Origin of the sequence: Clostridium hydrogenum, from assembly GCF_021432385.1 — a bacterium.
GTDB lineage: Bacteria > Bacillota > Clostridia > Clostridiales > Clostridiaceae > Clostridium_S > Clostridium_S hydrogenum.
On sequence record NZ_JAEACT010000002.1, the window covers coordinates 1562539 to 1589174 of the forward strand.

Below are 26636 nucleotides of genomic sequence, written 5' to 3' on the forward strand. Positions count from 1 at the left end.
TTAGTTCCACAGAATTAGGAGTGATTAAATGTTAAAACCAAAACTTTTTTCAATCATTAAACATAGGAATGTTGAATTAAGTAAAAATCAAATTATGAAAGATATAACTTCAGGAATTATTGTTGCAATTATTGCACTTCCGCTGTCAATTGCACTTGGTATTGCATCGGGAGTAACTCCGGAAAAGGGATTAATTACATCAATTATTGCTGGATTTTTTATATCATTTCTAGGCGGCAGTAGAGTTCAAATTGGAGGACCAACTGCTGCTTTTGTAGTTATTCTTTCTGGGATAATAGAAAAGTACGGCTACGAAGGATTAGTAGTTGCTACTATTATGGCAGGAATATTTATGATATTCTTTGGATTTATGAGATTCGGTAGTGTAATCAAATACATTCCATATACTATAACAACTGGTTTTACAAGTGGTATAGCAGTAACTTTATTTTCTACTCAATTAAAAGATTTTCTTGGAATATCAATTAAAAATGTTCCATCTGATTTTTTGGGTAAATGGCAGGCATATTTATCTAATATTTCAAAGATTGATATTACTACAATGCTTGTAGGGTTAGGTTCTCTCTTAGTTATCATATTGTGGCCTAAAATTAATAAAACAATTCCAGGCTCATTAATTGCATTAATAATTGCGACTTTAGTGGTTAAGTTTTTTCATTTGCCTGTTGATACGATTGGAAGTAGATTTGGACATATTTCAAATTCAATTACGTTTATTGATTTTAGTAAATTTCACATAAATATATACATAATTAAAGAATTGATAAGACCAGCTATTACAATTGCTTTTTTAGCAAGTATTGAATCTTTGCTGTCAGCAGTTGTTGCGGATGGTATGATTGGTAAAAAACATAATTCTAATATGGAACTTATAGGACAAGGCGTAGCCAATATTGCATCAGCACTTTTTGGTGGAATTCCAGCAACTGGGGCCATAGCTAGAACAGCTGCAAATATAAAAAATGGTGGACGTACACCAATAGCAGGAATAGTACATGCTATTGTAGTTTTAGCTATCATGTTAATTTTTATGCCATTTGCAAAATTGATTCCAATGACTACACTTGCTGCTATTTTAATTGTTGTGTCATATAATATGAGTCAATGGCGTTCATTTAAAGGACTATTAAAATCAACAAAAAGCGATGTGGCAGTATTAATTGTTACATTTGTATTTACTGTAGTATTTGATTTGGTAGTAGCAATAGAAATTGGTATGGTAATTGCAATGTTTTTATTTGTTAAAAGGATGTCTGAAAGTACGCAAATTGAAAACAGCAGCGAGTACTATAAAGATAATTTGGAAGAAATTGAAGGTGATGAACTTATCTTAGAGCAAACAGATAAATTATATGAGCACTTGGGATCTGAGATATTGTTGTATGAAATTAGTGGACCTCTTTTCTTTGGAATTGCTAATACCTTTATTGATACTATGAATGAAATTGAAAGTAATCCTAAAATTATCATTTTTAAAATGAGATATGTACCAAGCATGGATGCTACAGCATTTAATGTTTTAAAGACAATGGAGGAAAAATGTAAAGAAAAACATATTTTAATACTTTATTCAGAAATTAATGAGCAGCCTATGAAGTTGATGAGAAGTGCAGGAATGGTTTCTGACATCGGACATGGTTGTTTCTTCAATGATACTGAGAATGCAGTGAATACTGCAAATGAAATTATCAATTCTAAAATAAGAATATAGCCTAAAATATAAACAAAATTATTAAAATCACTGTATTAAGTTGTTTGAAAATATATAATTATTGCGAACTAATTTAATCAATTCACAATTCACAGTTCACAATGCACAATGAAGGATGATTTGCCTTCCTTGCGTCAGGTAAATCTTAAACTTAAATATTATAAGCTTCGCAATAGCACCATAAATGGTGCTATTGCGAAAGCAATAAAAAAATAAGTTTTTAGATTTTATGTAGCTTTGCTACATAAAATCATCCTTCATTGTGCATTGTGCATCGTGAATTGTGAATTGATTTAATTCGTATTTTTTAAGTATTATATTATTGATGTTTCTTCCACTGACATTCTGTTACTGACATATCAGTGAAAGTGGCTGTAAAAGAAGAATCTGATGGACTGCAAGCGTATACGCCAAATTTAATTTCACTGTTTCCTTTGAACAAGTGAAAAATTCTCATTTGTTTGAAGGTAATACCATCATTTGAATTTTCGATGCAAAAGTCACTTTCACGTCTACTTAGTCTGTAGTACATAGTTTTAAACTTAGCATCAATATCTGTAGTTGCCCAATCGGAATATCCATTATTAGTTACTACGCTTCCTAATCTTTGATACGTTTCATTTTCATATTCGATGGAGGCTTTAAACCAATTGTTACTATCTTGATAAATAATCACACCACATTGATCAAATTGCTTTTTGCTGTCAAAAGACGTTTTTATTGTAAAAGAAAAATATTTCTCACTTGTACTAGTTAAAAGTGCTGGTATATTATCATGCTCAAAATTGTAGTATGTTTTTTGCCATAAGTCTGTGTTGGGTTCAGTTTTAATTATAATTTTATCTTTTAAAGCACTATAGTTTTGAGGTTTGCATATCCAAGATGCATTTGGAATATCAAATTTAAACATTTTTACATACCACCCTTATAAAATTACTATAGTTGAGCTAGCAAAGCTTTAATCAAATATATTTTTATTCATAACATATAAATAACTTAGTATTGTTTTACCATCAAAAATTTTACCTGATTTTACGTATTCTTTAAAAGTATTTTTATCTATCCATAAAACTTCTTTTACATCTTCATCATGAGTTATATTTGTTTTTAAATCTGATTTTTTTACGGTTACATGGTATAAATGCAAAATGCTTTTACTAAAACCAAGCATGGGAGTATAGGATATAATTTTACTCAAAGCAGTTTTGTCTACAATTAAATTTGTTTCTTCTTTTAGCTCCCTAACCAAGCATTCTTCAGGAGATTCTCCCTTTATATCAAGGCAGCCCGCAGGTATTTCTAAGGTTTCTTTCATAACTGCTGGTCTAAATTGCCTTACCATCAAAATGTCTCCAAATTCATCTGTTATAAAAGCAGCGACAGCATCATAATTTTGAAGTACATCATAGATTCTACCATTAACCTCTTTGTTATAAACTTTTAACCATCCATTATAAACCAATTCTTCTTGGGACATAAAAAGAACTCCTTTCACTTTTAATCTTTTATTTAAAGCTTCTATATATTATATAAATGCCTATTACAACAAGGAATATTGATAACATTAAGCCTGAATTTAACCAAACAGGCATTGCAGCATTAAATATACGAAGCACAGTTGAGCCTATAGAAAGCACTGTTATAACAACTGCAGAAATTAAAGTTCCTTTATCTTTATTTCCAAAATAGTATAGTTGATACAGCCCAACTGCTACAGCTAACGCAAATATTTGCCATGAAAAATCAAAATGATAAAAATTAATATATGGCTTAATGCTGTAAAATAATCCTAAAGTAAGGCATATTCCACCAGGAACTAAATTGCCAGAACCTGATCTTCCTGTAAAATAACTCAATTCAAAAATAAAACCTATAAATAAAAGAACTAATCCCAAAGTTATTCTAAAGGAGAATATGCCCCAATAATTTAGTTTGTGTAATATTGATATTATTCCAACAAAAATAAGAATAATTCCCAGTGTAATATTAGACTTTTTCACCAATTATCATCTCCATTTTTATAACATTTATATTTTTTGGATAATATTAAAATAATATAGTATAATATTATTCTAAATATGTTTTAGGCATTTAGCAACAAAAAAGTGCATTGTTGGTGGTGATTTATTTGGCAAGATATAGATACATGAAAGGAATTTCAAAAAAAAGAGGCTTGAAGCCTGGCAGTCTTGTTCATGTAGGGAAAAGTACAGGTAAAGGTTCAAAAATAAGTGTTATTGATTATAAAGGAGAAGTATTTGACGAGAGAAATTTAAAAAGTATTGAAGAAAGTTATAAATATAAAAATTCTGATTCCGTAACATGGATAAATGTAGATGGTCTTGAGGATATGGGCTTATACGAAAAATTTGGTAAAGAGTTTGGAATACATCCTCTTGTAATGGAGGATATTCTAAACACCAATCAAAGACCTAAAATTGAAGAGTTTGATAATTATATTTACGTTGTTTTAAAAATGATATATTATTCAAAAAATGTACCAGTAGTTGAGCAGGTAAGTTTAATTTGTATGAAAAATGTAGTTATTACCTTTCAAGAGCAGGAATTAAAAGGCGATGTTTTTGATAATTTAAGAAATAGGCTTAGAACTTCTGGCAATAAATTGAGAAGCTCTGGTACAGATTATTTAGCCTATGCTATTATTGATTCTATAGTTGATAATTACTTTGTTGCACTTGAAAAGTTTGAGGATAGAATAGAAACTTTTGAAGAAAAACTTTTAAAAAATCCAACAAATGAAGTGTTTACAGAAATATATAATATGAAAAGAGAAATGATTTTTATAAGAAAATCAGTATGGCCACTTAGGGAAGTTATCAATATACTTCAAAGGGGCGAATCTGATTTTATTAGTTCTGATACTAGCGTATATTTTAAAGATGTTTATGACCATACTATACAAGTTATAGATTCTATAGAACTATTTAGAGATATAATCGAGGGCATGCTAGATACATATTTATCAAGTGTAAGCAATAAGATGAATGAAGTTATGAAATTTCTAACTATTTTTTCAACAATATTTATTCCTCTTTCTTTTTTAGTAGGCGTGTATGGAATGAATTTTGATAATATGCCAGAACTAAAATGGCATTATGCATACCAAGGTTTATGGGTTATTATGATTGCGATAGTAGTATCTATGCTAGTATATTTTAAGAAAAAAAAATGGCTTTAGAGTAAGGATGATAATTAATATGAATGAAAGATTACAAAAATTTATGGCTAGCTGTGGAGTAGCGTCTAGGCGAAAATGCGAAAAATTAATTGAAGAAGGCAGGGTAACAGTAAATGGGATAGTTATCACTGAGCTTGGTTTTAAGGTAGACTGTAATAAGGACTATGTTGAACTTGATGGAAAACCAATTAAAATGGAAGAAAGAAAGGTATATATTGCTTTAAATAAACCTAAGGGATATATCACTGCCTCAAGTGATAATAGGGGAAGAAAAACAGTTATAGATCTTTTAAAGCTTAAAGAAAGAATCTTTCCCATAGGCAGACTTGATTATGAAACCTCAGGCTTACTTCTAATAACCAATGATGGAGAAATATTTAATAAGGTTATGCATCCAAGACAAAATGTAAATAAAACATACATAGCTTTAGTTGAAGGTATACCCACTGATACGGAAATAAATTCTCTTGAAAATGGAGTAGATATTGGAGGATATACAACTGCACTTGCAAAAGCCAGTGTTGAAAATATTGAAGGAAAAAATGCAAGAGTTAAAATTGTTATACATGAGGGTAAAAAAAGGCAAGTTAGAAGAATGTGCAGGGCAATTCATCATCATGTTATTGAACTTAAAAGAACCTCTGTAGGCAAAATTAATTTAGGCAATCTTAAAGAAGGCGAATGGAGATATTTAAGTAATGAAGAAATAGACTATTTAATGAATTTATGATATTAAGTCATCTTAAAATGAATAAAATATTGAATATGTGTGAATTTAATGTTAGAATGAAATAAATAATTCATTTTACAATCAAATGAATTATTATGATTACTTAAAATTCATTGTACTTCTTAGAAGGGGATTTGATATTTATGGAAAATGAAAAACACGATTTAATGAGAACAATTCAAGTGAAATTTCCGAGGTTAAGTAAAGGTCAAAAGCTAATAGCTGAATATATATTAAAACACTATGACAAGGCTGCTTTTATGACGGCTGCAAAGCTTGGAATTAGTGTTGGTGTTAGTGAATCTACTGTAGTAAGATTTGCTAATGAGCTTGGATTTAGTGGTTATCCTAAGCTTCAAAAAGCACTTCAAGAATTAATAAAAAATAAACTTACAACTGTTCAAAGAATTGAATTATCAAATGCATTTATATCAGAAGAAAATTCGCTTAAAGGCGTTTTAAAATCAGATATGGAAAACATAAGAGTAACTCTTGAAAAGATTAATCATAAGACTTTTGATGAAGTAATAAAGTGTATATTTGAAGCAAAGAGAATATATATAATTGGACTTAGAAGCTCAACTGCTCTTTCAGAATTTCTAGGATTTTATTTAAATTTAATCTTAGATAATGTACATGTTATAAATTGTGGTATGAGTGATATTTTTGAGCAAATTATAAATATATCCTCTGATGATTTATTAATAGGGATTGGTTTTCCAAGGTATGCTGCAAGAACTATAGAAGCATTAACTTTTGCAAAATCAAGGAATACCAAAGTAGTTGCTATAACAGATAGTTTACTCTCACCACTTGCAACTGAAGCAGATTATACTCTTATTGCACAAAGTAATATGGCTTCTTTTGTTGATTCCTTAGTGGCACCCTTGAGCGTAATTAATGCATTAATTGTTGCTGTTGGATTAAAAGAGAAGAATAAAATATCAAGCACTTTTAGTGATTTGGAAAGTATATGGGAAGAATATAGAGTGTATTCATATAAAGCTATAGAGGATAGGTAGAAGTGGACAACCTAGTTTATCATCTAATTAATAAAATAGCATTAAAATTAACTTTGTCATTTTATTAGTTGAACTGGCTTATCTATATGTTTATAATATAATAAGATTTAAATTTAAAGAGTAGATAAACTTTATAATCTACTCTTTAAACTTATGTACAGAGAAATAAAGAGGTGAAGTTTATGAAAAAAGTAATAGTTGTTGGCGGCGGTCCTGCTGGTATGATGGCTGCAATAACTGCCTCAGAAGGGCATGAAGTTACGCTTATTGAGAGAAATGATAAGCTTGGCAAGAAAATGTTTATAACTGGCAAAGGCAGATGTAATATAACAAACTATAAAGATATAAGTGAATTCTTTGAAAATATACCTGGAAATTCTAATTTTTTATATAGCGCATTATATACTTTTACTAATATAAATACTATGGATTTATTTGAAAAGGCTGGACTCAAATTAAAAGTTGAGAGGGGAGATAGGGTTTTCCCTGAATCTGACAAGTCTTCTGATATAATAAAAATATTTAAAGAAAAAATTGAAGATAAAAAAATTAATGTAATTTTAAATTCAAGAGTAGTAAATATTAACTGCGAAAATAATATAATTAAAAGTGTAAAAACTGATAAAGGTGAAACTATAAAAGGAGATTATTTTATTTTATGTACAGGTGGTTTATCATATCCTCAAACAGGTTCTACAGGAGATGGATATGATTTTGCAAGAAAAGTTGGGCATAATATAATAAAACCTGTTCCATCTTTAGTTCCTATTGAATTTGAAGAAAAATGGATAAAAGACCTTCAGGGACTTTCATTAAAAAATGTAGAATTTAGCATTGTAAAAAATAATAAGGTGCTATATAAAAACTTTGGTGAAATGCTATTTACTCACTATGGTGCTTCTGGTCCTATTGTTTTAAGCGGAAGTAGGATAGTTAATTTTAACAAGAATTTAAAGGCAGTTATAAATTTAAAACCAGCATTGTCTGAAAATGAACTTGATAAAAGGATACAAAGTGATTTTTCAAAGTATGCCAATAAAGCTTTTAAAAATTCACTAAATGATTTACTTCCAAGTAAGTTAATACCGGTTATAGTTGAATTATCAGAAATAGATCCTGATAAAAAAGTTAATTCTATCACTAAAATAGAAAGAAAAAAAATAGTTAACCTGCTGCAAAAACTTGAATTTAATATAAAGGGTTTAAGGTCAATTGATGAAGCAATAATTACTGCAGGAGGCATAGATGTAAAAGAGATTGATCCTTCAACAATGAAGTCAAAATTAATTGAAAATTTATATTTTGGTGGTGAAGTTATTGACGTTGATGCATATACTGGAGGATTTAACTTGCAAATTGCATTATCTACAGGCTATTTGGCAGGAAGTTCTTTAAAATAGGCTATATTTTAAATCAACACTTATTTAAAACATAGCCTTAAAATAAAAATTATATTTTGTCAAAAAAATAAAGGAATTCATATATTTTTATAGAATATATAGTTCGGTAGATGTATAGCATATATAAATATGGAAAGTTTTTAATAGCTTTAAGTTAATATCGATAAACCATTTCAATTTTAACGGTTTATTTATAGTGAAGGGCGGAATTGATTTTGAAGTTAAGTGTAGCAATAGATGGACCAGCCGGAGCCGGTAAAAGCACTATAGCAAAACTTGTTGGAAAAAAGTTTAACCTCATGTACATAAATACAGGTGCTATGTATAGAGCTGTTACTTTAATGGCAATTAGAGAAAATATAAATTATAGTGAAACACAAAAATTATGTCAGCTTATTGAAAATTTAGAAATGCATTTTGACAAAGATAAATTGATAGTTAATGAAGAGGACGTTAGCGAAGAAATTGTTATGCCTAATATAAGCAAGAATGTTTCTAATTATTCTGCAGTACCTGAAGTTAGAGAACTGTTAGTTTGTCTACAAAAGCAAATTTCTGAAAAATATAATGTTATTATGGATGGAAGAGATATAGGAACTGTAGTTTTAAAAAATGCAGATTTTAAATTCTTTTTAACTGCAAGTCCAGAAGAACGTGCAAAGAGAAGATATAATGAATTAATAGCAAAAAATGTGGAAGTTGATTATAATAATATATTAAATGATATTATTAAGAGAGATTACATTGATTCACATAGGGAAACAAGTCCGCTAAAAAAAGCAGAAGATGCAGTTGAAATTGATTCTTCATTTATGAATATAGAAGAAGTGGTTTTGTATATTTCAAATTATATAACTAAAAATATGTAACTTTTTATTAAAAGGTGGTACTATAGAATGAGTGAAATAATACTTGCTAAAAAAGCTGGTTTTTGTTTCGGAGTAAAGAGAGCTGTTGAAACGGCAATAGAGACTCAAAAAAAGTATAATAAAAAAATTTATACTTTAGGATCTTTGATTCATAATAATGATGTTGTAGAATATCTTAAAAGCAATGATATTTATGCAATAGAAATGACTGATATCGATAAACTAAATGAAAATGATGTATTAATTATAAGATCACATGGTGTCCCAAAGCAAACAATTGAATTACTTAACTCAAAGAAAATTAAAATTGTTGATGCCACTTGCCCATTTGTTTCAAGTATTCACGAAAAGGTGAAAATGTATAGTGAACTCGGTTATGAAATAGTAATTGTTGGAGATAAAAATCATCCTGAGGTTGTTGGAATAAATGGTTGGTGTGATAATAAAGCTATTATATCAAAAAACGGAGAAAATTTAGAAGCTGTTAAATCAAAAGTTTGTGTGGTTTCACAAACTACTGAAAAAATAGTAAATTTCGAAAAGGTTGTACTAAAGTTATTGCATAAATCAAAAGAATTAATTGCATTCAACACAATATGCAATGCTACATCCGAAAAACAAAAAATTGCAAAAGAACTTTCAGCTAAAGTAGATTATATGGTAGTTATTGGCGGTAAACAAAGTTCAAATACTACTAAATTATATGAAATTTGCAAGGAAAACTGCAAAAATACAATTCATGTAGAAAATTCAGGTGAAATACCTGTGGAAATATTAAAAAATACTAATAAAATCAAAATAGGTGTAACAGCAGGCGCTTCAACACCTGATTGGATTATCGAGGAGGCAATTAATAAAATGAACGAAAACAATATAACAAATGAAACAAATAATGAAATGGCTGACGCTATGAAATTTATAGCTGAAAATGAAAATGCAGTATACACTGGTGCACATGTAAGTGGAGAAATAATTCAGGTTTCTGATAATGCATTATATTTAAATGTAGGATATAAAAGAGATGGTATTATACCAAAAAGTGAAATTGAACACTCAGATGAAGGACTTAAAAATTTATATAAAGTAGGAGATACTATATCAGCAAAAGTAATTAAATTAAAAGATGATGACAATTATGTAGTATTATCCGTAAAAGAAATACAAAGAGAAGAAGGATATAAAGAAATTAAAGATGCCTTTGAAAATAAAACTAAATTAACTGTAAGAGTTAAAGAAACTGTAAAAGGTGGAATAGTAGCTTTATTTAAGGGAATAAGAGTATTTATACCAGCATCACACATTGAATTATTCCATGTAGATAATCTTGAAGGATATGTTGGCAAAGATTTAGAAGTTGAAATAATTGAATTTGTAGATAAGAGAAGACAAACTAAGATAGTTGGATCAAGAAGAGAAATATTAAAGAAAGAAAAAGAATCATCAGAAAAAGCTGTTTGGGATAAGCTTGAACAAGGCCAGACATTAGAAGGTCAAGTAAAAAGATTAACTGATTTTGGTGCTTTTGTTGATATCGATGGTGTAGATGGACTTTTACATGTTTCAGAAATATCATGGGGAAGAGTTAATAAACCAGCAGATGCTTTAAAAATAGGAGATACAATAAAAGTATATGTTCTTAGTGTAGATAAAGAAAATCACAAGTTATCTTTAAGTATAAAAAAATTAGTTGAAGATCCTTGGAAAAATATAGAAGAAAAATATCCTTCTGGTTCAGTAGTACTTGGAAAAGTTGTTAGATTTGCAAGCTTTGGTGCTTTTGTTGAACTTGAACCTGGAGTTGATGGATTAGTTCATATATCTGAAATTAGTCATAAGAGAATTGAAAAACCATCTGATGCTTTAGCTATTGGTGAAGAAATAAAAGCTAAGATAATTGATGTAAATGCAGAAAATAAAAAAATAGGCTTAAGCATAAGAGAAGTTGAAGAATAAAAAATAATTTGTATAAATTGAATAATTAAGAAAAATGCGTGTAATATAAGTATAGATTTAGAAGCTAGTTTTGATTTGTTAAATCTTTCATATATATTACACGCATTTTTTATATAAATAAAAGACAGGAAAGGTTGATTTTTATGAATGAATTAGGACGCCATATATTAGCTGAAATATATGGTTGTAATGAAGAAGTATTAGACAATGAAGAGAAGATAGAAAAAGCAATGGTTAACTCTGCAATAAAAGCTGGTGCACAGATTAGAGAAGTTGCATTTCATAAATTTTGCCCTCAAGGTGTTAGTGGTGTAGTAATTATTTCAGAATCGCATATAACTATTCATACATGGCCAGAATTTGGTTATGCAGCAGTTGATGTATTTACTTGTGGCCATAAAATAAACCCCTGGAATGCTTGCAATTATCTAACTGAATTTTTACAGGCAAAAAATATGATAGCCACGGAGGTAAAAAGGGGTATATTTAATGAACCAGTTTCCGTAAAGGAATTAGCAAGAGAATACGTTAGGTAAAGAAAGTGGGATGTCGCACAAATTAAATAATTTAGTGCGGCATCCCCTTTATTTTGTAATAACCTTAATTAAACCATAATATATTTTAGTGTATATTCCAAGTTAGGAGGAAATATTATGGTTGATTCTGAAGAAATTAAGTATATGGATGGAATCAAAAATAAAGAGCTAAAAATGCTTAAAAGAGTTTTATGTAGGTATAATTTTAAAATTATATATATAAGAAAAGCTAGAAGCGCATATCAAATAAGAACAGATAAGGGTATTGTTTGTTTAAAAAGAATGAAACATGGTAGAAAAAAGGCTCAAAATGGCAGCTACTTAGTAGAAGAACTGAAAAAAAACAATTTTTATAATACAGCTCAATATATAAAGACAACTGATCATGAATTTTTTGTACATTATAAAGGCTTTCTATTTTATATTACTGAGTGGATTGATGGTGTTGAGTGTAATATGGATGATATTAATGAAGCTGTGAATTGTACCAAGCTTTTAGCTAATTTTCATTCTGCATCAAAAAAAATAGATATATCGAAATTATATATAAAAAGCAATACAAAAAATTGGCCTACATTTTTTATGAAATGCATAAAAGATATGAATAATTTTAAAAATGCAATTAACAAAAAAAGAATTAAAAATCAATTTGATGAAAATTACGAAAAATTCATTGATAAAAGCTGTGAAAGAGGACTATTTTCAATAAAGCTTTTAAACGAATCTTCTTATTATAAATTAGCTAAAAACTCTAAACAAGTTAAAAATATATGTCATAACAGCTTTTATTATCAGAATATAATAAAAAAAGACGATAAATACTATATAATTGATTTAGATAGTATTGTAATAGATTTTGCAATTAGCGATTTAGGAAAAATGATTAGAAGACTCATGTTTAAAAAAGAATATAATTGGGATTTTAATAAAGCTAAATTAATAATTGATGCATATATCGCTATTAATAAGCTTAGCAAGGAAGAATTAGAGATAATGCTCTCTCTCATAATATTTCCACATAAGTTTTGGAAACTTGGAAGTAAGAGGTATATAAAACATAAAAGTTGGACAGAAAGTAAATATATGAAGAAACTCAATAAAGTAATAACTTATAGTGAATGTGAGGATAAATTCATAGATGATTATATTAAGTATTTAAAAAAAATGTGATTTAAGGTTTGACATTATAATCCAGTTTTTTATATACTTATTATATAAATTATATTGAAAAAATTAAGAGGTAGCTATGTATATTTGTGAAAGTTTAAACAAAAATAATTTTAAATATTTAATAGATTTAAATTCAAAACGAAGTACATTTAATGAACTCAATCAAGATTTTGTTGATGAATTTAAAAGGCAAAACTTACTGAAAAAACTTATTATAAAGAAAAATGTGCATTTGCTAAAATCAAATGATAAATATATAGGTTTTATGTGGATTAAAAGCGGAATTTCTAAATATCAATATGAAATTAATGCAATGAACATAACAAAAGAATATATTTTTGATATTAGCACATATATATCACTTATTAATTCATTTAAATATGCAAAAATGTTATCATATAGATGTGAAAAAAATTTATACAACTATGATATATTAAAAAAACTTAATTTTTATCAAGTAGAAAGTAATTATGAACTTGAAATTGATTTGAAGGAATATTTTGAACTTCCAAAACTTGATTCAATTAGTATAGAGAAGTTAAAAAAAAGAGAAGAAGAAGAAATTAGATGTTTTATTCAAAATGAAGTCTTTCAAAAAAATGGTCGTATACCAATTACTGTGGATGACATATACTGTGATGAAGTTCAAGATTATTATGTTGATGATGGTTCATTTTTTATAAAGCAGGATGGTTCTCATATTGGCTATGGGCAGTTTATTGTTAAAGATGGTGAACCTACAGTAGTCAATTTTGGAATATTAAAGTTTTATAGAGGAAAAGGATATGGTAGGTATTTCCTTAAATATATTTTAAACTGTTTAAAAAGAATAGGCTATAATAAAGCTTATATAAAAGTAGATACTGATAATACAGTAGCAATTAATCTATATAAAAGTGTAGGATTTACTCAAAAAAGCAGCTGCTCCCTATGGGAGAAAAAAGTAACAGAGAAGTAACAAAACATTATTTATTACTTCTCTGTTACTTTTTACTTTAAGCCTTTATTTATTAGCCCTTCTATTGGTACATAGGATGTTTTTGTACACAGTAACCTTTCATTTGGATACTTTTCAAAGTAACACAAATCACTAATGCAATTGCCGGTCAAAATTTTTGATTGATTGTCTTCGTCATTTTCTAGAAGCTTTGCATCATACATATGAAAAACCTCCTTTTGAGAAATTATTATTTTCTATAGTTACAATCTTAGTATTCTCTTAAGCTTTTTTAGTTATTCATTTATTAGCTTAAATATGGTATAATACTACATTGATATTTAAATTAATGAATAGTAAATAAAGATAAATTTAATTTGATAACTAATAGGAGGAAATATGAATAAATTCTATATTGAAACATGGGGCTGTCAGATGAATGAAGAGGATTCTGAAAAATTATCTGGTATGCTAAAAAAATTAGACTACACTAAAACTGAAAATAGAGAAGATGCTGATCTTATTATATTTAATACATGCTGCGTTAGAGAAAATGCTGAATTAAAGGTTTATGGTAATTTAGGATTACTTAGAAAGTTAAAAAATAAAAAACCAGAACTCATAATAACAGTATGTGGCTGTATGATGCAGGAAAATGATATGGCAAAGGCTATAAGAAAAAGATTTCCTTTTGTTGATATTATTATGGGAACTCACAATATTCAAATGTTTCCTGAATACTTAAAGAAAGTCAAAGAAGATAGAAAAGCTATATTAGAAATATGGGATAAGGAAGAATCTATAGTTGAGGGACTTCCTATTGATAGAGAAAGTACTATGAAAGCCTTTGTAACAATTATGTATGGCTGCAATAACTTCTGTACCTATTGTATAGTACCTTATGTAAGAGGAAGAGAAAGAAGTAGAAAGCCGGAAGATATAGAAAATGAAATAAAAAAATTAGTTGCAGAAGGTTATAAGGAGGTAACACTTCTTGGACAAAATGTAAATTCGTACGGAAAAGGCTTAGAAGAAGAAATTAATTTTGCAGGACTTTTAAGAAGGGTAAATGAAATACCAGGATTAGAGAGAATTAGGTTTATGACATCACATCCAAAGGACCTTACAGATGAGGTTATTAAAGCAGTAGCAGAATGTGATAAAGTATGTGAACACATTCATCTTCCTGTACAATCAGGTTCTACTAAAATATTAAAGGATATGAATAGGCATTATGATAGAGAATACTATTCATCCTTAGTTAAAAAAATAAAAGAACAAATAAAAGGCGTTGCTATAACTACAGATATAATTGTTGGTTTCCCTGGCGAAACAGAAGAAGACTTCCTTGAAACCTTAAGTTTAATTGAAGAGGTTAGATATGATTCTGCATTTACTTTCCTATATTCAATAAGAGAAGGTACTCCAGCGGCTAATTTAAAGGATCAAATTCCAGAAGATGTTAAGCATGATAGATTTAATAGATTAGTTGAAACGGTAAATAGAATCTGTGCAGAAATAAATAAGGATTATGAAGGAAAAACTGTTGAAGTTTTAGTTGAAGGAAAAAGCAGAACTGATGAAAATAAATTAATGGGAAGAACAAGGACAGGAAAACTCGTTAACTTTGAAGGCTCAGCTGAAAATGTAGGAAAGCTTGTTAATGTAAAAATAACGAAGGCACAATCTTTTTCTTTAGTGGGAGAAGAAATATAAACAAGGGATGGTAATATTATGTCAGTAACTCCTATGATGCAGCAATTTTTAAGTGTAAAAGAAAACTATAAGGATTGCATCTTGTTTTTTAGATTAGGTGATTTTTATGAAATGTTCTTTGAAGATGCTGAAATTGCATCAAGGGAACTTGAACTTGTACTTACAGGAAAAGACTGTGGACTTCCAAAACGTGCGCCTATGTGTGGTATACCTCACCATGCCTATGCAATTTATGCAAGTAAACTTATATCGAAAGGTTATAAGGTTGCAATAGCAGAGCAGCTTGAAGATCCTGCACTAGCAAAGGGAATTGTAAAACGAGATGTAATAAAGGTATTAACACCTGGAACATATACGGATTCTTCTTTTTTAGAGGATACAAAAAATAATTATATTATGTCTATATACACAGAAAACAATATAACGGCCATGTGTTTTGCAGATATATCTACAGGAGAATTTAACTGTACGTATACTGAATTTGATAGAGATGTTATATTAAATGAAATATCAAAGTATTCACCAAAGGAAATTTTAGTTCAAGAAAATATTGATACTAAATTAATAGAGGATATAAAAGAAAGATTTGTTATTTCAAATACGGAATTTCAAGATAATTATTTTAAAGAATTTGCTGAAAATCATTTAAAGGCACAGTTTTCTAATTATGCAGAATTAGATATTAATGATCAACTTAAATACTCAGCAAATGCACTTTTAAAGTATATAATGGATACTCAAAGAGTTGTTTTGACACATTTAGATCAAATTCAATATTATAATATTGTTGATTTTTTGAGCATTGATTCAAATTCAAGGAGAAACTTAGAACTTACAGAAACTTTAAGAGACAAAAGTAAAAAAGGATCTCTTCTTTGGGTTTTAGATAAAACAAGTACTGCAATGGGAGCTAGACAGCTTAGAAAATGGATTGAGCAGCCCCTCATTGATACAAATAAAATAAATTTAAGATTAGAAGCTGTAGATGAGCTTTTAAATGATGCTCGAAATCATGTTGAATTAAAAGATGCCTTAAGGGAAGTATATGATATTGAAAGATTAGCTGGTAAAATTTCTACAAAAAGTGTAAATGCAAAAGAAATGTTATCTCTTAAAAGCTCTATAAAAAAGCTTCCAGAAGTAAAAGCCATAATAAAAAATTTTAGCTCAGAGCTTCTTTGCAAAATGGAAAATGAACTTGATGATTTAAGTGATATATACAGCTTACTTGATGCAGCCATATTAAATACTCCATCCTTGTCAGTTAAAGAGGGAAATATAATTAAAGATGGCTATAACAGTGAAGTTGATGAGTTAAGACTTGCAAAAGCTCATGGCAAGGAATGGATTGCTTCCCTTGAAAATAAGGAAAGGGAAGAAACAGGTATTAAATCTTTAAAGGTAGGTTACAATAAAGTATTTGGATATTTTATAGAAGTTACAAAATCTAATTTAAATTTAGTTCCTGAAGGTAAATATATAAGAAAACAAACCCTAGCTAATTGTGAAAGATATATAACTCCAGAACTTAAAGAGATGGAAGAAAAAATATTAGGTGCTGAAGAAAAACTTGTTATTCTTGAATATGAAATTTTTGTAGGAGTAAGGGATGAGCTTGAGAAGCAAATTGATAGAATTAAAGGAAGTGCTAAAATTCTCTCTGAAATTGATTGCTTAAGTTCCTTTGCTGAAGTGGCACGTGAAAACAATTATTGCAAGCCGATAATTACAGAAAACGGAGCTATTAAAATTAAAGAGGGAAGACATCCTGTTGTAGAAAATGTAATTAAAACTGGTGAATTTGTTTCTAATGATACTGAAATTGATACAGAGGATAATATGTTAATGCTCATAACGGGCCCTAATATGGCAGGTAAATCAACTTATATGAGGCAGGTTGCGTTAATAGTACTAATGGCTCAAATAGGAAGTTTTGTTCCTGCAGGAAAAGCAGAAATATCAATATGCGATAAAATATTTACAAGGATAGGTGCTTCTGATGATTTGGCTGCTGGTAAAAGTACTTTTATGGTTGAGATGTGGGAAGTTTCAAATATATTAAAGAATGCGACTAATAAAAGTTTAATATTGCTTGATGAAGTTGGAAGAGGAACTAGTACTTATGACGGATTAAGTATAGCATGGTCAGTAATAGAATACATATGTACAAATTCCAATATAAAAGCTAAAACCTTATTTGCAACTCATTATCATGAACTTACTAAGCTTGAAGGCAGCATAAAAGGTCTTAAAAATTATTCAATAGCCGTAAAGAAATTTGAAGAGGATATAATTTTCTTGAGAAAAATAATAAAGGGCGGAGCAGACCAATCTTATGGAATAGAAGTTGCAAAAATTGCTGGTCTTCCAGAGGATGTTATTAAAAGGGCAAGGGAAATATTAAAGGAACTTGAGACAGATAATAATGAAGCGGCCTTTGATTGTATAGAAAAAATTAAAAGTGAAAATAAACCTTTGGAGGAAGCTAGTGAAGTAAAAGAAACTAAAAATGTTAAAAAAGTTAAAGCTGAAGATAAAATTCAATTAGATTTTACTTCTATAGAAAAGGATAATTTGATTAAGGATTTATCAAAACTAGAGGTTATGGAAATGAATCCTATGGAAAGCATGAACAAGTTATATGAACTTGTAAAACGTGCTAAGAATCTATAAGTAAAGAAGGTAAAAGCTTTGGGGAGAATTAATTTACTAAGTGAAGAAACTTCTAATAAAATTGCAGCTGGTGAGGTAATTGAAAGACCTTCCTCAGTTGTAAAAGAACTTGTAGAAAACAGTATTGATGCAGGAGCCAAGATTATTAATATACAAATTGAAAATGGTGGCGAAACTCTCATAAGGATTGTTGATGATGGCTCGGGTATTTATAAAGATGATGTTGAAAAAGCATTTATGCCACACGCTACAAGTAAAATTTCTAAAATTGAAGATATATATGCCATAAACACCCTTGGCTTTAGGGGAGAGGCACTTCCAAGTATAGCATCGGTATCTAACACTATATTAAAATCTAGAAGCTTAGAAAGCGATTTTGGAAGGGAAATTTCTATAAGCGGAGGGAATATTAATTATGTTAAAGATTGTGGCAGCAGTATAGGTACTACAATAGAAGTTAAAAATTTATTTTATAATGTTCCTGCAAGATCAAAATTTTTAAAATCACCTCAAAAAGAGGCGGCAGTTATTTCTGATATTGTGACAAGACTTGCAATATCACATAGTAACGTATCCTTTAAACTAACTAATGGAGAAAAGAAGGTAATTACTACATATTCCTCTCCAAACTTAATTGACGTCCTTCGTGATATATACGGAAAGAAGATAACAGATAATGTAATACCCTTTGAAAGGCACTCGGATTTAGTATCTGTTCATGGTTACGTTGGAAATTCAGAAATTAGTAGAGGAAGTAGAAATAATCAAAGCATATTTGTAAATAATAGATATATAAAGAATAGATTAATTACTACAGCTGTAGAAAATGCTGTTAAATCTTTTATGATGATAAATAAATTTCCTTTTTTCGTTATATTTTTAGATATTTTCCCTGAGTTCGTCGATGTAAATGTTCACCCAACTAAATCAGAAATTAAATTTAGAAATGAAAGAGAAATTTTTAAAATAGTTTTTGATACTGTACATGAGGCTCTTCGCGAAAGTTTAAAACAAAGCTATGAAACTGATACAATAAAAGAAGAGGAAGTCGCAATTGACGAGTTAAAGAATTATAATAAAAAAGAAGAGGAAAAAGAAAAGGTTATAGTTCAACTCCCTATAGATTTAAAAAGTGATGTTGAAACTTATAATGTTATGGAAAATGAGTCCAAATACATTAAGGATAATAATTATATAAAAAATAATGATAATTTGAATAAGGTTTCAAATTTTGAAAATAATTTTAAAAAACCTGACGTTGAAATAAAACAATTACCTCAGAAAAAGGTTGAAGATAATTTTGAAGAAAAGATACCTAAATTTCAGCCACTTAAAGTAATTGGTCAATTTTATAACACTTATATTTTGACAGAGGGAGTAGATGGACTTTATATTATTGACCAGCATGCTGCACATGAAAAAATACTTTTTGAAAAATATAGAAATCAAATAAAAAATGGGGAGGTTGTTTCACAGGTTTTACTTGAACCAGCTGTGATTGAGCTTTTGCCGGATGACTTTTTGTACTATAGTGAGAATGAAAGTATATTTCAAAATGCAGGTTTTAAATGTGAAGAGTTTGGAGATAATACCATACTTATTAAGGAAGTGCCAATGTTTTTGGGTAAGCCTTATGTAAAAGATTTATTTTTAAGTATTTTAGATAATTTAAAAGCCATGGGCAGTGGAGAAACTGTTGAAGTAAAGTATGGTAAGATAGCTACTACTGCATGCAAAGCTGCTATAAAGGCGTATCATGAGCTTAGCATGGAGGAAATGAAAGCTTTAATTGATGATTTAAGATTTATAGACGATCCTTTTAATTGCCCTCATGGGAGGCCAACAATAATTAAATTTACAGTTACAGATCTCGAAAAGAAATTTAAGAGAATTCAGTAAAGGATGATTTTAGTTTATGAAAAAACTTCTTATTATAGCTGGACCTACAGCTGTTGGAAAAACAGATATATCTATTAAAGTTGCAAAAAAGTTAAATGGAGAAATAATTTCAGCAGATTCAATGCAAATTTATAAGTATATGGATATAGGTTCTGCAAAGGTTACTAAAGATGAAATGGATGGAGTAATACATCATTTAATTGACGTAGTTTATCCATCAGAAGAATTTAGTGTTGCTGAGTTTAAAGATAAATCAGTTAATGCTATAGATGATATTATTGAAAGAGGTAAATGCCCAATTGTTGCAGGTGGAACAGGACTGTATATAAATTCCTTAATATGTAATTATGATTTTACTGGAGCTTCTCGTGATGATACTTACAGAGAATATTTAAAAGAAATAGCAGAGGATAAAGGAAAAGAATATGTTCACGAGCTGCTTAAAAGTGTAGATATTGAATCTTATGAAAGGCTTTATCCAAATGATTTAAAGAGAGTTATTAGAGCATTAGAAGTATATAAAGTCACAGGAAAGACTATAAGTGAAATAAATAAGGATGTAGACATATATGATATACCTTATGATATTAAATATTTTGTCCTTACCATGGATAGAGCAAAGCTATATAAGAGAATTAATTTAAGAGTTGATAAAATGTTTGAAAATGGACTTATTGATGAGGTTATAAAATTAAGAGATATGGGTTATAATTCAAATATGCAGTCAATGAAGGGCATAGGTTACAAAGAAGTACTTGACTATTTAGATGGCAAATTTACGTTAGATGAAACCATAGAAATTATTAAAAAAGGCAGCAGAAATTATGCTAAAAGGCAGCTTACCTGGTTTAGAAAAGATAAAAGAGTACAGTGGATAAATAAAGATTTATACGATACTGAGGATGATATAATAGAATTTATTGTAAATAATTTTTAAATAGTACTTTAAAATTAAAGGATTTTATGATCTTTTATAGAATAAATTATTAAAACGAAGCGGAGGTTGAATAACATGAATAATAACAATAATAAGTCAACAAATAATTTACAGGATATATTTTTAAACAATGCAAGAAAGAACAAAATACCAGTTACAATTCACTTGGCTAATGGTTTTCAATTAAGAGGAAACGTTAAAGGTTTTGATAGTTTTACTATAATTTTAGATTGTGATAATAAGCAGATGATGGTATATAAGCATGCTGTTTCAACTATAACACCTTTAAAGCCAATACTATTTAATCAAATGCCACAAGAGGACTAAAAATACCCCTAAAAATAGGCAATACAATTTGCCTATTTTTTTTTATTATGATAACATATATTAGATAAAACCAGTTCAACTACTAAAATCAACTTGCATCATAATGCCTAGAAGATGGCATTTTGATACAAATTAATTTTGAAGTTTCAAGTGGTTTATCTTTAGTTAAATTTGGAGGTTAAAATACATGTTAAATTCTACAAAACAAATGCTAATGGATACATATAAAATAAACGAAGAGGTATTTAATTTATACGAGAAAGCTTTAGAGGATGTAAAGGATCAATTTAAATTTTATGATGAAATAAGAGAATTTAATCAGCTAAAAGTTTTGAAGGCTCTTCAAGATGAAAATATAAGTGAATCTCACTTTACAAATTCTTCAGGATATGGCTATGGAGATATAGGTAGAGATTCTTTGGATAAAGTATATGCTAGAATATTTAATACAGAAAGTGCGCTTGTAAGACCACACTTTGTAAATGGAACTCATGCAATAGGAGCTGCTTTGTTTGGCAATCTAAGGCCTAATGATACAATGCTTTCTGTTTGCGGACTTCCTTACGATACACTTCATAATATAATTGGTATTGGTGACGATGATAAGAAGGTTGGTTCACTTAAAGAATATGGCGTTAAATATAAAATGATAGCCTTAAAAAACGAAAAAGTAGATATAGAAAAAGTAAAAAGTGAGCTTAGAGAAGATAAGAGTATTAAACTAGTTCATATTCAACGTTCAACAGGTTATGGATGGAGAAAATCTTTAAGTGTTGATGAAATAGGTGAAATAATTAAGGAAATTAAAACTGTAAACCCAGAGGTTATAGTTTTTGTAGATAATTGTTACGGTGAATTTATAGATACGAAAGAACCTACAGATGTTGGCGCAGATATTGTTGCTGGTTCACTTATAAAAAATATAGGTGGTGGAATAGCTCCTACAGGTGGATACATTGCAGGAAAAGAAGAATATGTAACTCAGGCTTCCTATAGACTTACAATACCTGGTATAGGTGGTGAGTGTGGTTCAACCTTTGGTGTCATGAGACAGCTTTATGAAGGACTATTTTTAGCTCCACATGTAGCTATGGAGGCAGTTAAGGGTGCAGTATTTTGTGCAAGAATAATGGAACTTTCAGGGTTTGAAGTTTTGCCTAAATACAATGATAAGAGAAGTGACATAATTCAATCTATTAAATTCAATGACAAAAATAAACTTATCAATTTCATAAAAGGAATTCAAAAGGGGTCTCCAATAGATTCTTTTGCAGAATGTGAACCATGGGATATGCCTGGTTATGAAGATCAAGTTATAATGGCTGCTGGTGCTTTTGTTCAAGGAGCTTCAATAGAATTATCTGCTGATGCACCTATAAGAGAACCTTATATTGGATATCTTCAAGGTGGACTTACTTTTGATCACGCTAAAATAGGTATACTTATAGCTTTATCTAAATTGTTATCGGCAAAATAAAAGCTATTGATTATAAAAACAGGAAAATTGACGTAGACATTACGAGAGCTGTAAAATATATAATTAAGAAGAAAAATCCTCAACTTATAAAAAATGTTGAGGATTTTTTCTCATTACTATTTTTAATCAATTATGTTTCTTAAATATTCTAGATTTCTACTTTTCACATTTCTTATCCTCCAACTTCTTACTTTCTTTCAAACAATATAAATCTTACATAGTAGTCCTAAATAATATTGCAATTCTATATGCTAACATAATTGATGGATTATTATGATTACTTGTCACATTTTTTACTATATTATATTTGGTGTGGTATCTGAGCTAGAAAGAGAAATTATTCTCCAGCGCCAGCGGAAGGAATTGCTGATGAATATCTAAAGGAAAAACAAGGAATAAAATTTATTACTCAGTTTGACTATACAGTTGAACTGTATTATAATAGTATTCAGTTAAACTATATAGTCAAACTGAATAGTAGGTGAAAATATGAAACATCCCCTGTTACCATTATCTGAAACTATGCATTATATTTTATTAGCTTTGCGTCAGCCACTTCATGGTTATGCAATTATGCAAAAGATTGAAGTAATGAGCAAAGGTACTGTAAAATTAGCCCCTGGAACTTTGTATGGCGCAATTGAAAATCTAAATAAACATGGTTGGATTGAGCCAGTGGCTGGTGAAACTGATAGAAGAAAGGTTTATAAAATCACAGATGAAGGAATGGAAATTTTAAAAATTGAGCGAGAGAGATTACTTAATATTATATCTTTGTATGAAAGGAGAGAGTGAGATGAAGAAAGTTAAACAGTTCTTCAATATTATTAAGGAAGAGAAATGGTTAAATAACCAATTACAAATGGGTTATCTCTGTTCAAACATTAGCTCACTAGGAGTATATACATTTAAAAATACTAGCAAAGACTATGTTATACGATTGGATTATCAAAATTATATGTCAGTAGAAAAGTTTGAAGAATACAAAGCAATATATGAAGATTTCGGATGGAAACATATAAGAGGTTCAAGATTTGGAAGTATTCAATATTGGCAAAAGTTAGCTGATGGTCATGAGGATATTTTTTCTGACCAGGAATCAAAAATTTATTATTATAAGCGATTAATGAACTATTCACTATCATTAATAGTTATGTTTTTGATAATTTGCTATATGACATACAAAGATTCAAGTTTATATAGTTTATATAATAAAGGACTTTGGAATATGAAAAGCTCACTATTTTGGAAAGCATTTTTATTTGAAACACCATTTGTAATTATTAAATTGCTTCCACTAATTATGTGTGCATTTTCAGGAATTAGCTACTTAAAAGCATATCGCCAATATTTTATGTTAAAAGAAAATTAGAATGTCTAAAGCTTACTAACAATACATTAAATAATTCAGACTGTCTTACTATCTATAAATATAGTAATCTTCAAAATAAAGATGCAACCATATGCTTTACATGTGGCTGCATCTTTGCTTTAATCAATATTTTCTATAGATAGCTTTTAATTTGCCCACAATTTTGCAGTCCTTAACTATAATAGGTTTCATAGTATGATTTTCAGGTTGAAGCCTTATTACATTTTCCTCTTTAAAAAATCTCTTAATTGTAGCTTCATTCTCAATTAATGCAACAACTATTTCTCCGTTTTGAGCATAACTTGCCTTTTCAATGATAGCTAAATCTCCATCATAAATGCCAGCTTCTATCATGCTTTCGCCACTGATTTTTAAAATAAATAAATCATCATTTCCTCTAACAAAGTTTAAAGGTATAGTGAAATAATCCTCTATATTTTCTACGGCAAGAATAGGCTGTCCTGCCTGAACTTTTCCGATAATAGGTATATCTATCATTTCTTTTTTCGCAATTGGATCTTTAATTATTTCTATAGCCCTAGGCTTTGTAGGATCTCTTTTTATTAATCCTTTTTTTTCAAGCTTTGATAAATGACTATGTACTGTGGAAGTTGAACTAAGACCTACCTTGGCACAGATTTCTCTTACTGATGGAGGGTAACCTTTGTCTAATACTTCTTGCCTTATAAATTCATAAATTTCACTCTGCACGTCTCTATCTTTATACACTGCCATTATTACACCTCACAAATTTTATTTATATGAAAAATTATACCATAAGTATTATTTGCATGCAAACTAATGTTCTGTATTTAAAGAAAAAATAGTTGAATTATCCAACTAAATACGCTATATTATAGTTGAACTATTCAACTAAATAAAAAAATGGGGGTGAACATGGAAAGAATGAATATTGAAAGATTTGTAGGCGTATTAAACAGACAGTCTCAAGCTTACATAAGTAATGCTCTAAGAAATATTGATATTAGTTATTCTGAATGCATTTTTCTATCAAATCTATATGATAATGAAGGTATTAATCAAGAAGAATTATCCTCATTATTATTTATTGATAAAACAATAACTGCAAAATCAATAAAATCACTTAGCCAAAAAGGATTTTTAATTAGAAAACAATATGAAACAGACAAAAGAGTTAAAAGACTTTACTTAACTGATAAAGCAAGAGATTGCAAAGAAGAAATATTTTCATCTTTAGAAAAATGGAAAAACTTTATCACAACAGGAATGGATATAAAAACTAAGAATACTATTTTGGGTGGTTTGCAGTTAATGGCTGAAAGAGCTGCAAGTGCTGACTTTAATCAAATATTGAAAAATACTAATGAAAGCTAATGAATTGTTTATACTGCAATTTTTAAATGATTCAAAACTCTTTCACATTATTTAAAATATAGGAGGAGAAAATTATGCAAATTAATTTAGAAAATTTAATAAGAGATTATAAAGGAGATGGTATACCTAAAATAGATATGCATGTGCATTATCTGCCACAAGCGTATAAGGATGCCTTGTTAAATAGTGGTAAAAAAAATCCAGACGGATTTCCCATTCCTAAATGGGATCCAGAAGAGCATTTAAAAACAATGGAACAGCTTGGTATATCTAAATCCATGCTATCAATATCATCACCGCATATTAATTTTGGAGATAAAACCGATGCTAAAATTTTAGCTAGAAAAGTAAATGAGGAGGGAGCAGAACTTGTAAAAAGATATCCTGATAAATTTGGTTTGTTTGCTTCTTTGCCATTGCCTGATGTAAAAGATAGTATAGACGAAATTCGATATGCAAAAGATATTTTACATGTGGATGGTTTTGCTTTACCTACTAATACTCATGGGGTATACTTAGGAAATCCTTGTTTAGATCCTATATTTGAAGAGTTAAACAGGCATAAAGCTGTGGTTGTTATTCATCCCAATAAACCTAGTAGTATTCCTGAAAATGTTGTTGAAGATTTGCCTATTCCTATGATGGAATTTTTCTTTGATACAACTCGTACTGTAATTAATATGATATTAAAAGGGACATTAAAGAAGTTTCCCGATATTAAATTTATTATTCCTCATGCTGGTGCTTTTTTGCCAATACTTGCTGATAGGATTGCTGGTGCAATTCAAATGACATCGATTAAGACAAATGAAGATAAGGTAGATATATATAATGCTTTAAAAAATTTATATTTTGATGTAGCTGGGGTTTGTCTTCCTAGACAATTGGATGCACTTTTACAACTTGTTAGTGCTGATCATCTGCTATATGGAAGTGATTATCCCTATACGTCAAAAGCTGGATGCATTGTATTGGCTGATGCTTTAGATAAAACTAATTTACTTGATAATGATCAGCATCGTGCTGTTTATCGTGATAATGCGCTAAATTTATTTTCAAATTTAAAAGATGAGTAAAATTTATTACGAAAAAATTTTTCTATTAAGATATATAGTAATGTTGCTGTTATACCTAAAAAGAAAGATACGACCATATATGTTTTACATACGGTTGTATTTTTCTTTTTATAAATATTTTCTATAAGTGACTTTTAATGTGCCGACAATTTTCCTGGTTAAACTGCTATATCTATAAGTTTTTATTGCCTACATGTATATTTAAGTATATAATTATATACAGTTAGATATAAAATTATATACAAGAAAAGAGAT

25 protein-coding genes are annotated in these 26636 nt (G+C 28.9%); 20 read left to right on the plus strand and 5 right to left on the minus strand.

Annotated elements, in window-relative coordinates:
• Positions 1–28 precede the first annotated feature (28 nt).
• On the plus strand, positions 29–1732 hold the full coding sequence (locus CUEA01_RS06980; protein ID WP_234120606.1) for a SulP family inorganic anion transporter: 1704 nt from the start codon (positions 29–31) through the stop codon (positions 1730–1732).
• Positions 1733–2051: 319 nt separating this feature from the next.
• Here the strand turns inward: CUEA01_RS06980 and CUEA01_RS06985 are convergent, their stop codons facing one another.
• From CUEA01_RS06985 to CUEA01_RS06995, 3 genes are read right to left on the minus strand one after another with little or no spacing between them, the layout of a single operon-like run.
• Positions 2052–2642 (minus strand): DUF1349 domain-containing protein, encoded by a 591-nt coding sequence (locus tag CUEA01_RS06985; protein ID WP_234120608.1) that lies wholly within the window; start codon positions 2640–2642, stop codon positions 2052–2054.
• 48 nt (positions 2643–2690) lie between these two features.
• On the minus strand, positions 2691–3209 hold the full coding sequence (locus CUEA01_RS06990; protein ID WP_234120610.1) for an NUDIX hydrolase: 519 nt from the start codon (positions 3207–3209) through the stop codon (positions 2691–2693).
• Positions 3210–3237: 28 nt separating this feature from the next.
• A complete protein-coding gene (locus CUEA01_RS06995; RefSeq protein WP_234120612.1) occupies positions 3238–3732 on the minus strand; it encodes a hypothetical protein in 495 nt (164 codons plus the stop codon).
• Positions 3733–3860: 128 nt separating this feature from the next.
• Here CUEA01_RS06995 and corA point away from each other — a divergent pair, with 128 nt between their 5' ends.
• The 9 genes from corA (at position 3861) to CUEA01_RS07040 (ending at position 13569) form a co-directional block, all read left to right on the plus strand.
• Entirely contained in the window at positions 3861–4931 is a 1071-nt protein-coding gene (gene corA / locus CUEA01_RS07000; protein WP_234120615.1) for a magnesium/cobalt transporter CorA, read from the plus strand.
• 19 nt (positions 4932–4950) lie between these two features.
• On the plus strand, positions 4951–5661 hold the full coding sequence (locus CUEA01_RS07005; protein WP_234120617.1) for a pseudouridine synthase: 711 nt from the start codon (positions 4951–4953) through the stop codon (positions 5659–5661).
• Positions 5662–5804: 143 nt separating this feature from the next.
• The gene (locus tag CUEA01_RS07010; protein ID WP_234120620.1) at positions 5805–6683 is read left to right on the plus strand and encodes a MurR/RpiR family transcriptional regulator; all 879 of its coding nucleotides are present in this window, start codon (positions 5805–5807) and stop codon (positions 6681–6683) included.
• Between the two features lie 182 nt (positions 6684–6865).
• Entirely contained in the window at positions 6866–8083 is a 1218-nt protein-coding gene (locus CUEA01_RS07015) for a BaiN/RdsA family NAD(P)/FAD-dependent oxidoreductase (protein WP_234120623.1), read from the plus strand.
• Positions 8084–8298: 215 nt separating this feature from the next.
• Positions 8299–8952, plus strand: a complete 654-nt coding sequence (gene cmk, locus CUEA01_RS07020) for a (d)CMP kinase (protein ID WP_234120642.1) — start codon at positions 8299–8301, stop codon at positions 8950–8952.
• A 27-nt stretch (positions 8953–8979) separates the two neighbouring features.
• Positions 8980–10905, plus strand: a complete 1926-nt coding sequence (locus tag CUEA01_RS07025; RefSeq protein ID WP_234120645.1) for a bifunctional 4-hydroxy-3-methylbut-2-enyl diphosphate reductase/30S ribosomal protein S1 — start codon at positions 8980–8982, stop codon at positions 10903–10905.
• Between the two features lie 143 nt (positions 10906–11048).
• The gene (gene speD / locus CUEA01_RS07030) at positions 11049–11441 is read left to right on the plus strand and encodes an adenosylmethionine decarboxylase (RefSeq protein ID WP_234120646.1); all 393 of its coding nucleotides are present in this window, start codon (positions 11049–11051) and stop codon (positions 11439–11441) included.
• Positions 11442–11558: 117 nt separating this feature from the next.
• Positions 11559–12611 carry a CotS family spore coat protein gene (locus tag CUEA01_RS07035; RefSeq protein WP_234120648.1) on the plus strand — a complete coding sequence of 351 codons (1053 nt, stop codon included), beginning with the start codon at positions 11559–11561 and terminating at the stop codon, positions 12609–12611.
• 76 nt (positions 12612–12687) lie between these two features.
• Positions 12688–13569, plus strand: a complete 882-nt coding sequence (locus CUEA01_RS07040; protein WP_234120650.1) for a GNAT family N-acetyltransferase — start codon at positions 12688–12690, stop codon at positions 13567–13569.
• 32 nt (positions 13570–13601) lie between these two features.
• Here CUEA01_RS07040 and CUEA01_RS07045 read toward each other — a convergent pair whose 3' ends face one another.
• Positions 13602–13772 carry a hypothetical protein gene (locus CUEA01_RS07045; RefSeq protein ID WP_234120653.1) on the minus strand — a complete coding sequence of 57 codons (171 nt, stop codon included), beginning with the start codon at positions 13770–13772 and terminating at the stop codon, positions 13602–13604.
• A 175-nt stretch (positions 13773–13947) separates the two neighbouring features.
• On the opposite strand from CUEA01_RS07045, the gene miaB reads away from it, so the two are divergent.
• From miaB to CUEA01_RS07085, 8 genes are all read left to right on the plus strand, one after another.
• A complete protein-coding gene (miaB, locus tag CUEA01_RS07050; protein ID WP_234120677.1) occupies positions 13948–15264 on the plus strand; it encodes a tRNA (N6-isopentenyl adenosine(37)-C2)-methylthiotransferase MiaB in 1317 nt (438 codons plus the stop codon).
• Between the two features lie 18 nt (positions 15265–15282).
• Positions 15283–17937, plus strand: a complete 2655-nt coding sequence (mutS, locus tag CUEA01_RS07055; RefSeq protein ID WP_234120679.1) for a DNA mismatch repair protein MutS — start codon at positions 15283–15285, stop codon at positions 17935–17937.
• 18 nt (positions 17938–17955) lie between these two features.
• Positions 17956–19836 carry a DNA mismatch repair endonuclease MutL gene (mutL, locus tag CUEA01_RS07060; RefSeq protein WP_234120682.1) on the plus strand — a complete coding sequence of 627 codons (1881 nt, stop codon included), beginning with the start codon at positions 17956–17958 and terminating at the stop codon, positions 19834–19836.
• 16 nt (positions 19837–19852) lie between these two features.
• Complete coding sequence (gene miaA, locus CUEA01_RS07065) at positions 19853–20773, plus strand: tRNA (adenosine(37)-N6)-dimethylallyltransferase MiaA (RefSeq protein WP_234120685.1); 921 nt, start codon at positions 19853–19855, stop codon at positions 20771–20773.
• Positions 20774–20848: 75 nt separating this feature from the next.
• The gene (hfq, locus tag CUEA01_RS07070; RefSeq protein ID WP_234120698.1) at positions 20849–21100 is read left to right on the plus strand and encodes an RNA chaperone Hfq; all 252 of its coding nucleotides are present in this window, start codon (positions 20849–20851) and stop codon (positions 21098–21100) included.
• A gap of 187 nt (positions 21101–21287) precedes the next feature.
• Positions 21288–22577, plus strand: coding sequence for a methionine gamma-lyase family protein (locus tag CUEA01_RS07075; protein ID WP_234120709.1), 1290 nt, complete (start codon positions 21288–21290; stop codon positions 22575–22577).
• Between the two features lie 489 nt (positions 22578–23066).
• Positions 23067–23372 (plus strand): PadR family transcriptional regulator, encoded by a 306-nt coding sequence (locus CUEA01_RS07080; protein WP_234120712.1) that lies wholly within the window; start codon positions 23067–23069, stop codon positions 23370–23372.
• 1 nt (position 23373) lies between these two features.
• Positions 23374–23949 carry a DUF2812 domain-containing protein gene (locus CUEA01_RS07085; RefSeq protein ID WP_234120715.1) on the plus strand — a complete coding sequence of 192 codons (576 nt, stop codon included), beginning with the start codon at positions 23374–23376 and terminating at the stop codon, positions 23947–23949.
• Positions 23950–24072: 123 nt separating this feature from the next.
• On the opposite strand, the gene lexA is transcribed toward CUEA01_RS07085, so the two are convergent.
• Complete coding sequence (gene lexA / locus CUEA01_RS07090; protein ID WP_234120726.1) at positions 24073–24684, minus strand: transcriptional repressor LexA; 612 nt, start codon at positions 24682–24684, stop codon at positions 24073–24075.
• 162 nt (positions 24685–24846) lie between these two features.
• Here lexA and CUEA01_RS07095 point away from each other — a divergent pair, with 162 nt between their 5' ends.
• Positions 24847–25305 carry a MarR family winged helix-turn-helix transcriptional regulator gene (locus CUEA01_RS07095; RefSeq protein WP_234120729.1) on the plus strand — a complete coding sequence of 153 codons (459 nt, stop codon included), beginning with the start codon at positions 24847–24849 and terminating at the stop codon, positions 25303–25305.
• Positions 25306–25379: 74 nt separating this feature from the next.
• Positions 25380–26381 carry an amidohydrolase family protein gene (locus CUEA01_RS07100; RefSeq protein WP_234120731.1) on the plus strand — a complete coding sequence of 334 codons (1002 nt, stop codon included), beginning with the start codon at positions 25380–25382 and terminating at the stop codon, positions 26379–26381.
• The last annotated feature ends 255 nt before the right edge of the window (positions 26382–26636 follow it).

Coding starts and splice junctions, on each gene's coding strand:
- CUEA01_RS06980 (WP_234120606.1), top strand. CDS start 29: ATGTTAAAACCAAAACTTTTTTCAATCATTAAACATAGGAATGTTGAA.
- CUEA01_RS06985 (WP_234120608.1), bottom strand. CDS start 2,642: ATGTTTAAATTTGATATTCCAAATGCATCTTGGATATGCAAACCTCAA.
- CUEA01_RS06990 (WP_234120610.1), bottom strand. CDS start 3,209: ATGTCCCAAGAAGAATTGGTTTATAATGGATGGTTAAAAGTTTATAAC.
- CUEA01_RS07005 (WP_234120617.1), top strand. CDS start 4,951: ATGAATGAAAGATTACAAAAATTTATGGCTAGCTGTGGAGTAGCGTCT.
- CUEA01_RS07010 (WP_234120620.1), top strand. CDS start 5,805: ATGGAAAATGAAAAACACGATTTAATGAGAACAATTCAAGTGAAATTT.
- CUEA01_RS07015 (WP_234120623.1), top strand. CDS start 6,866: ATGAAAAAAGTAATAGTTGTTGGCGGCGGTCCTGCTGGTATGATGGCT.
- CUEA01_RS07025 (WP_234120645.1), top strand. CDS start 8,980: ATGAGTGAAATAATACTTGCTAAAAAAGCTGGTTTTTGTTTCGGAGTA.
- speD (WP_234120646.1), top strand. CDS start 11,049: ATGAATGAATTAGGACGCCATATATTAGCTGAAATATATGGTTGTAAT.
- CUEA01_RS07035 (WP_234120648.1), top strand. CDS start 11,559: ATGGTTGATTCTGAAGAAATTAAGTATATGGATGGAATCAAAAATAAA.
- CUEA01_RS07040 (WP_234120650.1), top strand. CDS start 12,688: ATGTATATTTGTGAAAGTTTAAACAAAAATAATTTTAAATATTTAATA.
- CUEA01_RS07045 (WP_234120653.1), bottom strand. CDS start 13,772: ATGTATGATGCAAAGCTTCTAGAAAATGACGAAGACAATCAATCAAAA.
- miaB (WP_234120677.1), top strand. CDS start 13,948: ATGAATAAATTCTATATTGAAACATGGGGCTGTCAGATGAATGAAGAG.
- mutS (WP_234120679.1), top strand. CDS start 15,283: ATGTCAGTAACTCCTATGATGCAGCAATTTTTAAGTGTAAAAGAAAAC.
- miaA (WP_234120685.1), top strand. CDS start 19,853: ATGAAAAAACTTCTTATTATAGCTGGACCTACAGCTGTTGGAAAAACA.
- hfq (WP_234120698.1), top strand. CDS start 20,849: ATGAATAATAACAATAATAAGTCAACAAATAATTTACAGGATATATTT.
- CUEA01_RS07075 (WP_234120709.1), top strand. CDS start 21,288: ATGTTAAATTCTACAAAACAAATGCTAATGGATACATATAAAATAAAC.
- CUEA01_RS07080 (WP_234120712.1), top strand. CDS start 23,067: ATGAAACATCCCCTGTTACCATTATCTGAAACTATGCATTATATTTTA.
- CUEA01_RS07085 (WP_234120715.1), top strand. CDS start 23,374: ATGAAGAAAGTTAAACAGTTCTTCAATATTATTAAGGAAGAGAAATGG.
- lexA (WP_234120726.1), bottom strand. CDS start 24,684: ATGGCAGTGTATAAAGATAGAGACGTGCAGAGTGAAATTTATGAATTT.
- CUEA01_RS07095 (WP_234120729.1), top strand. CDS start 24,847: ATGGAAAGAATGAATATTGAAAGATTTGTAGGCGTATTAAACAGACAG.
- CUEA01_RS07100 (WP_234120731.1), top strand. CDS start 25,380: ATGCAAATTAATTTAGAAAATTTAATAAGAGATTATAAAGGAGATGGT.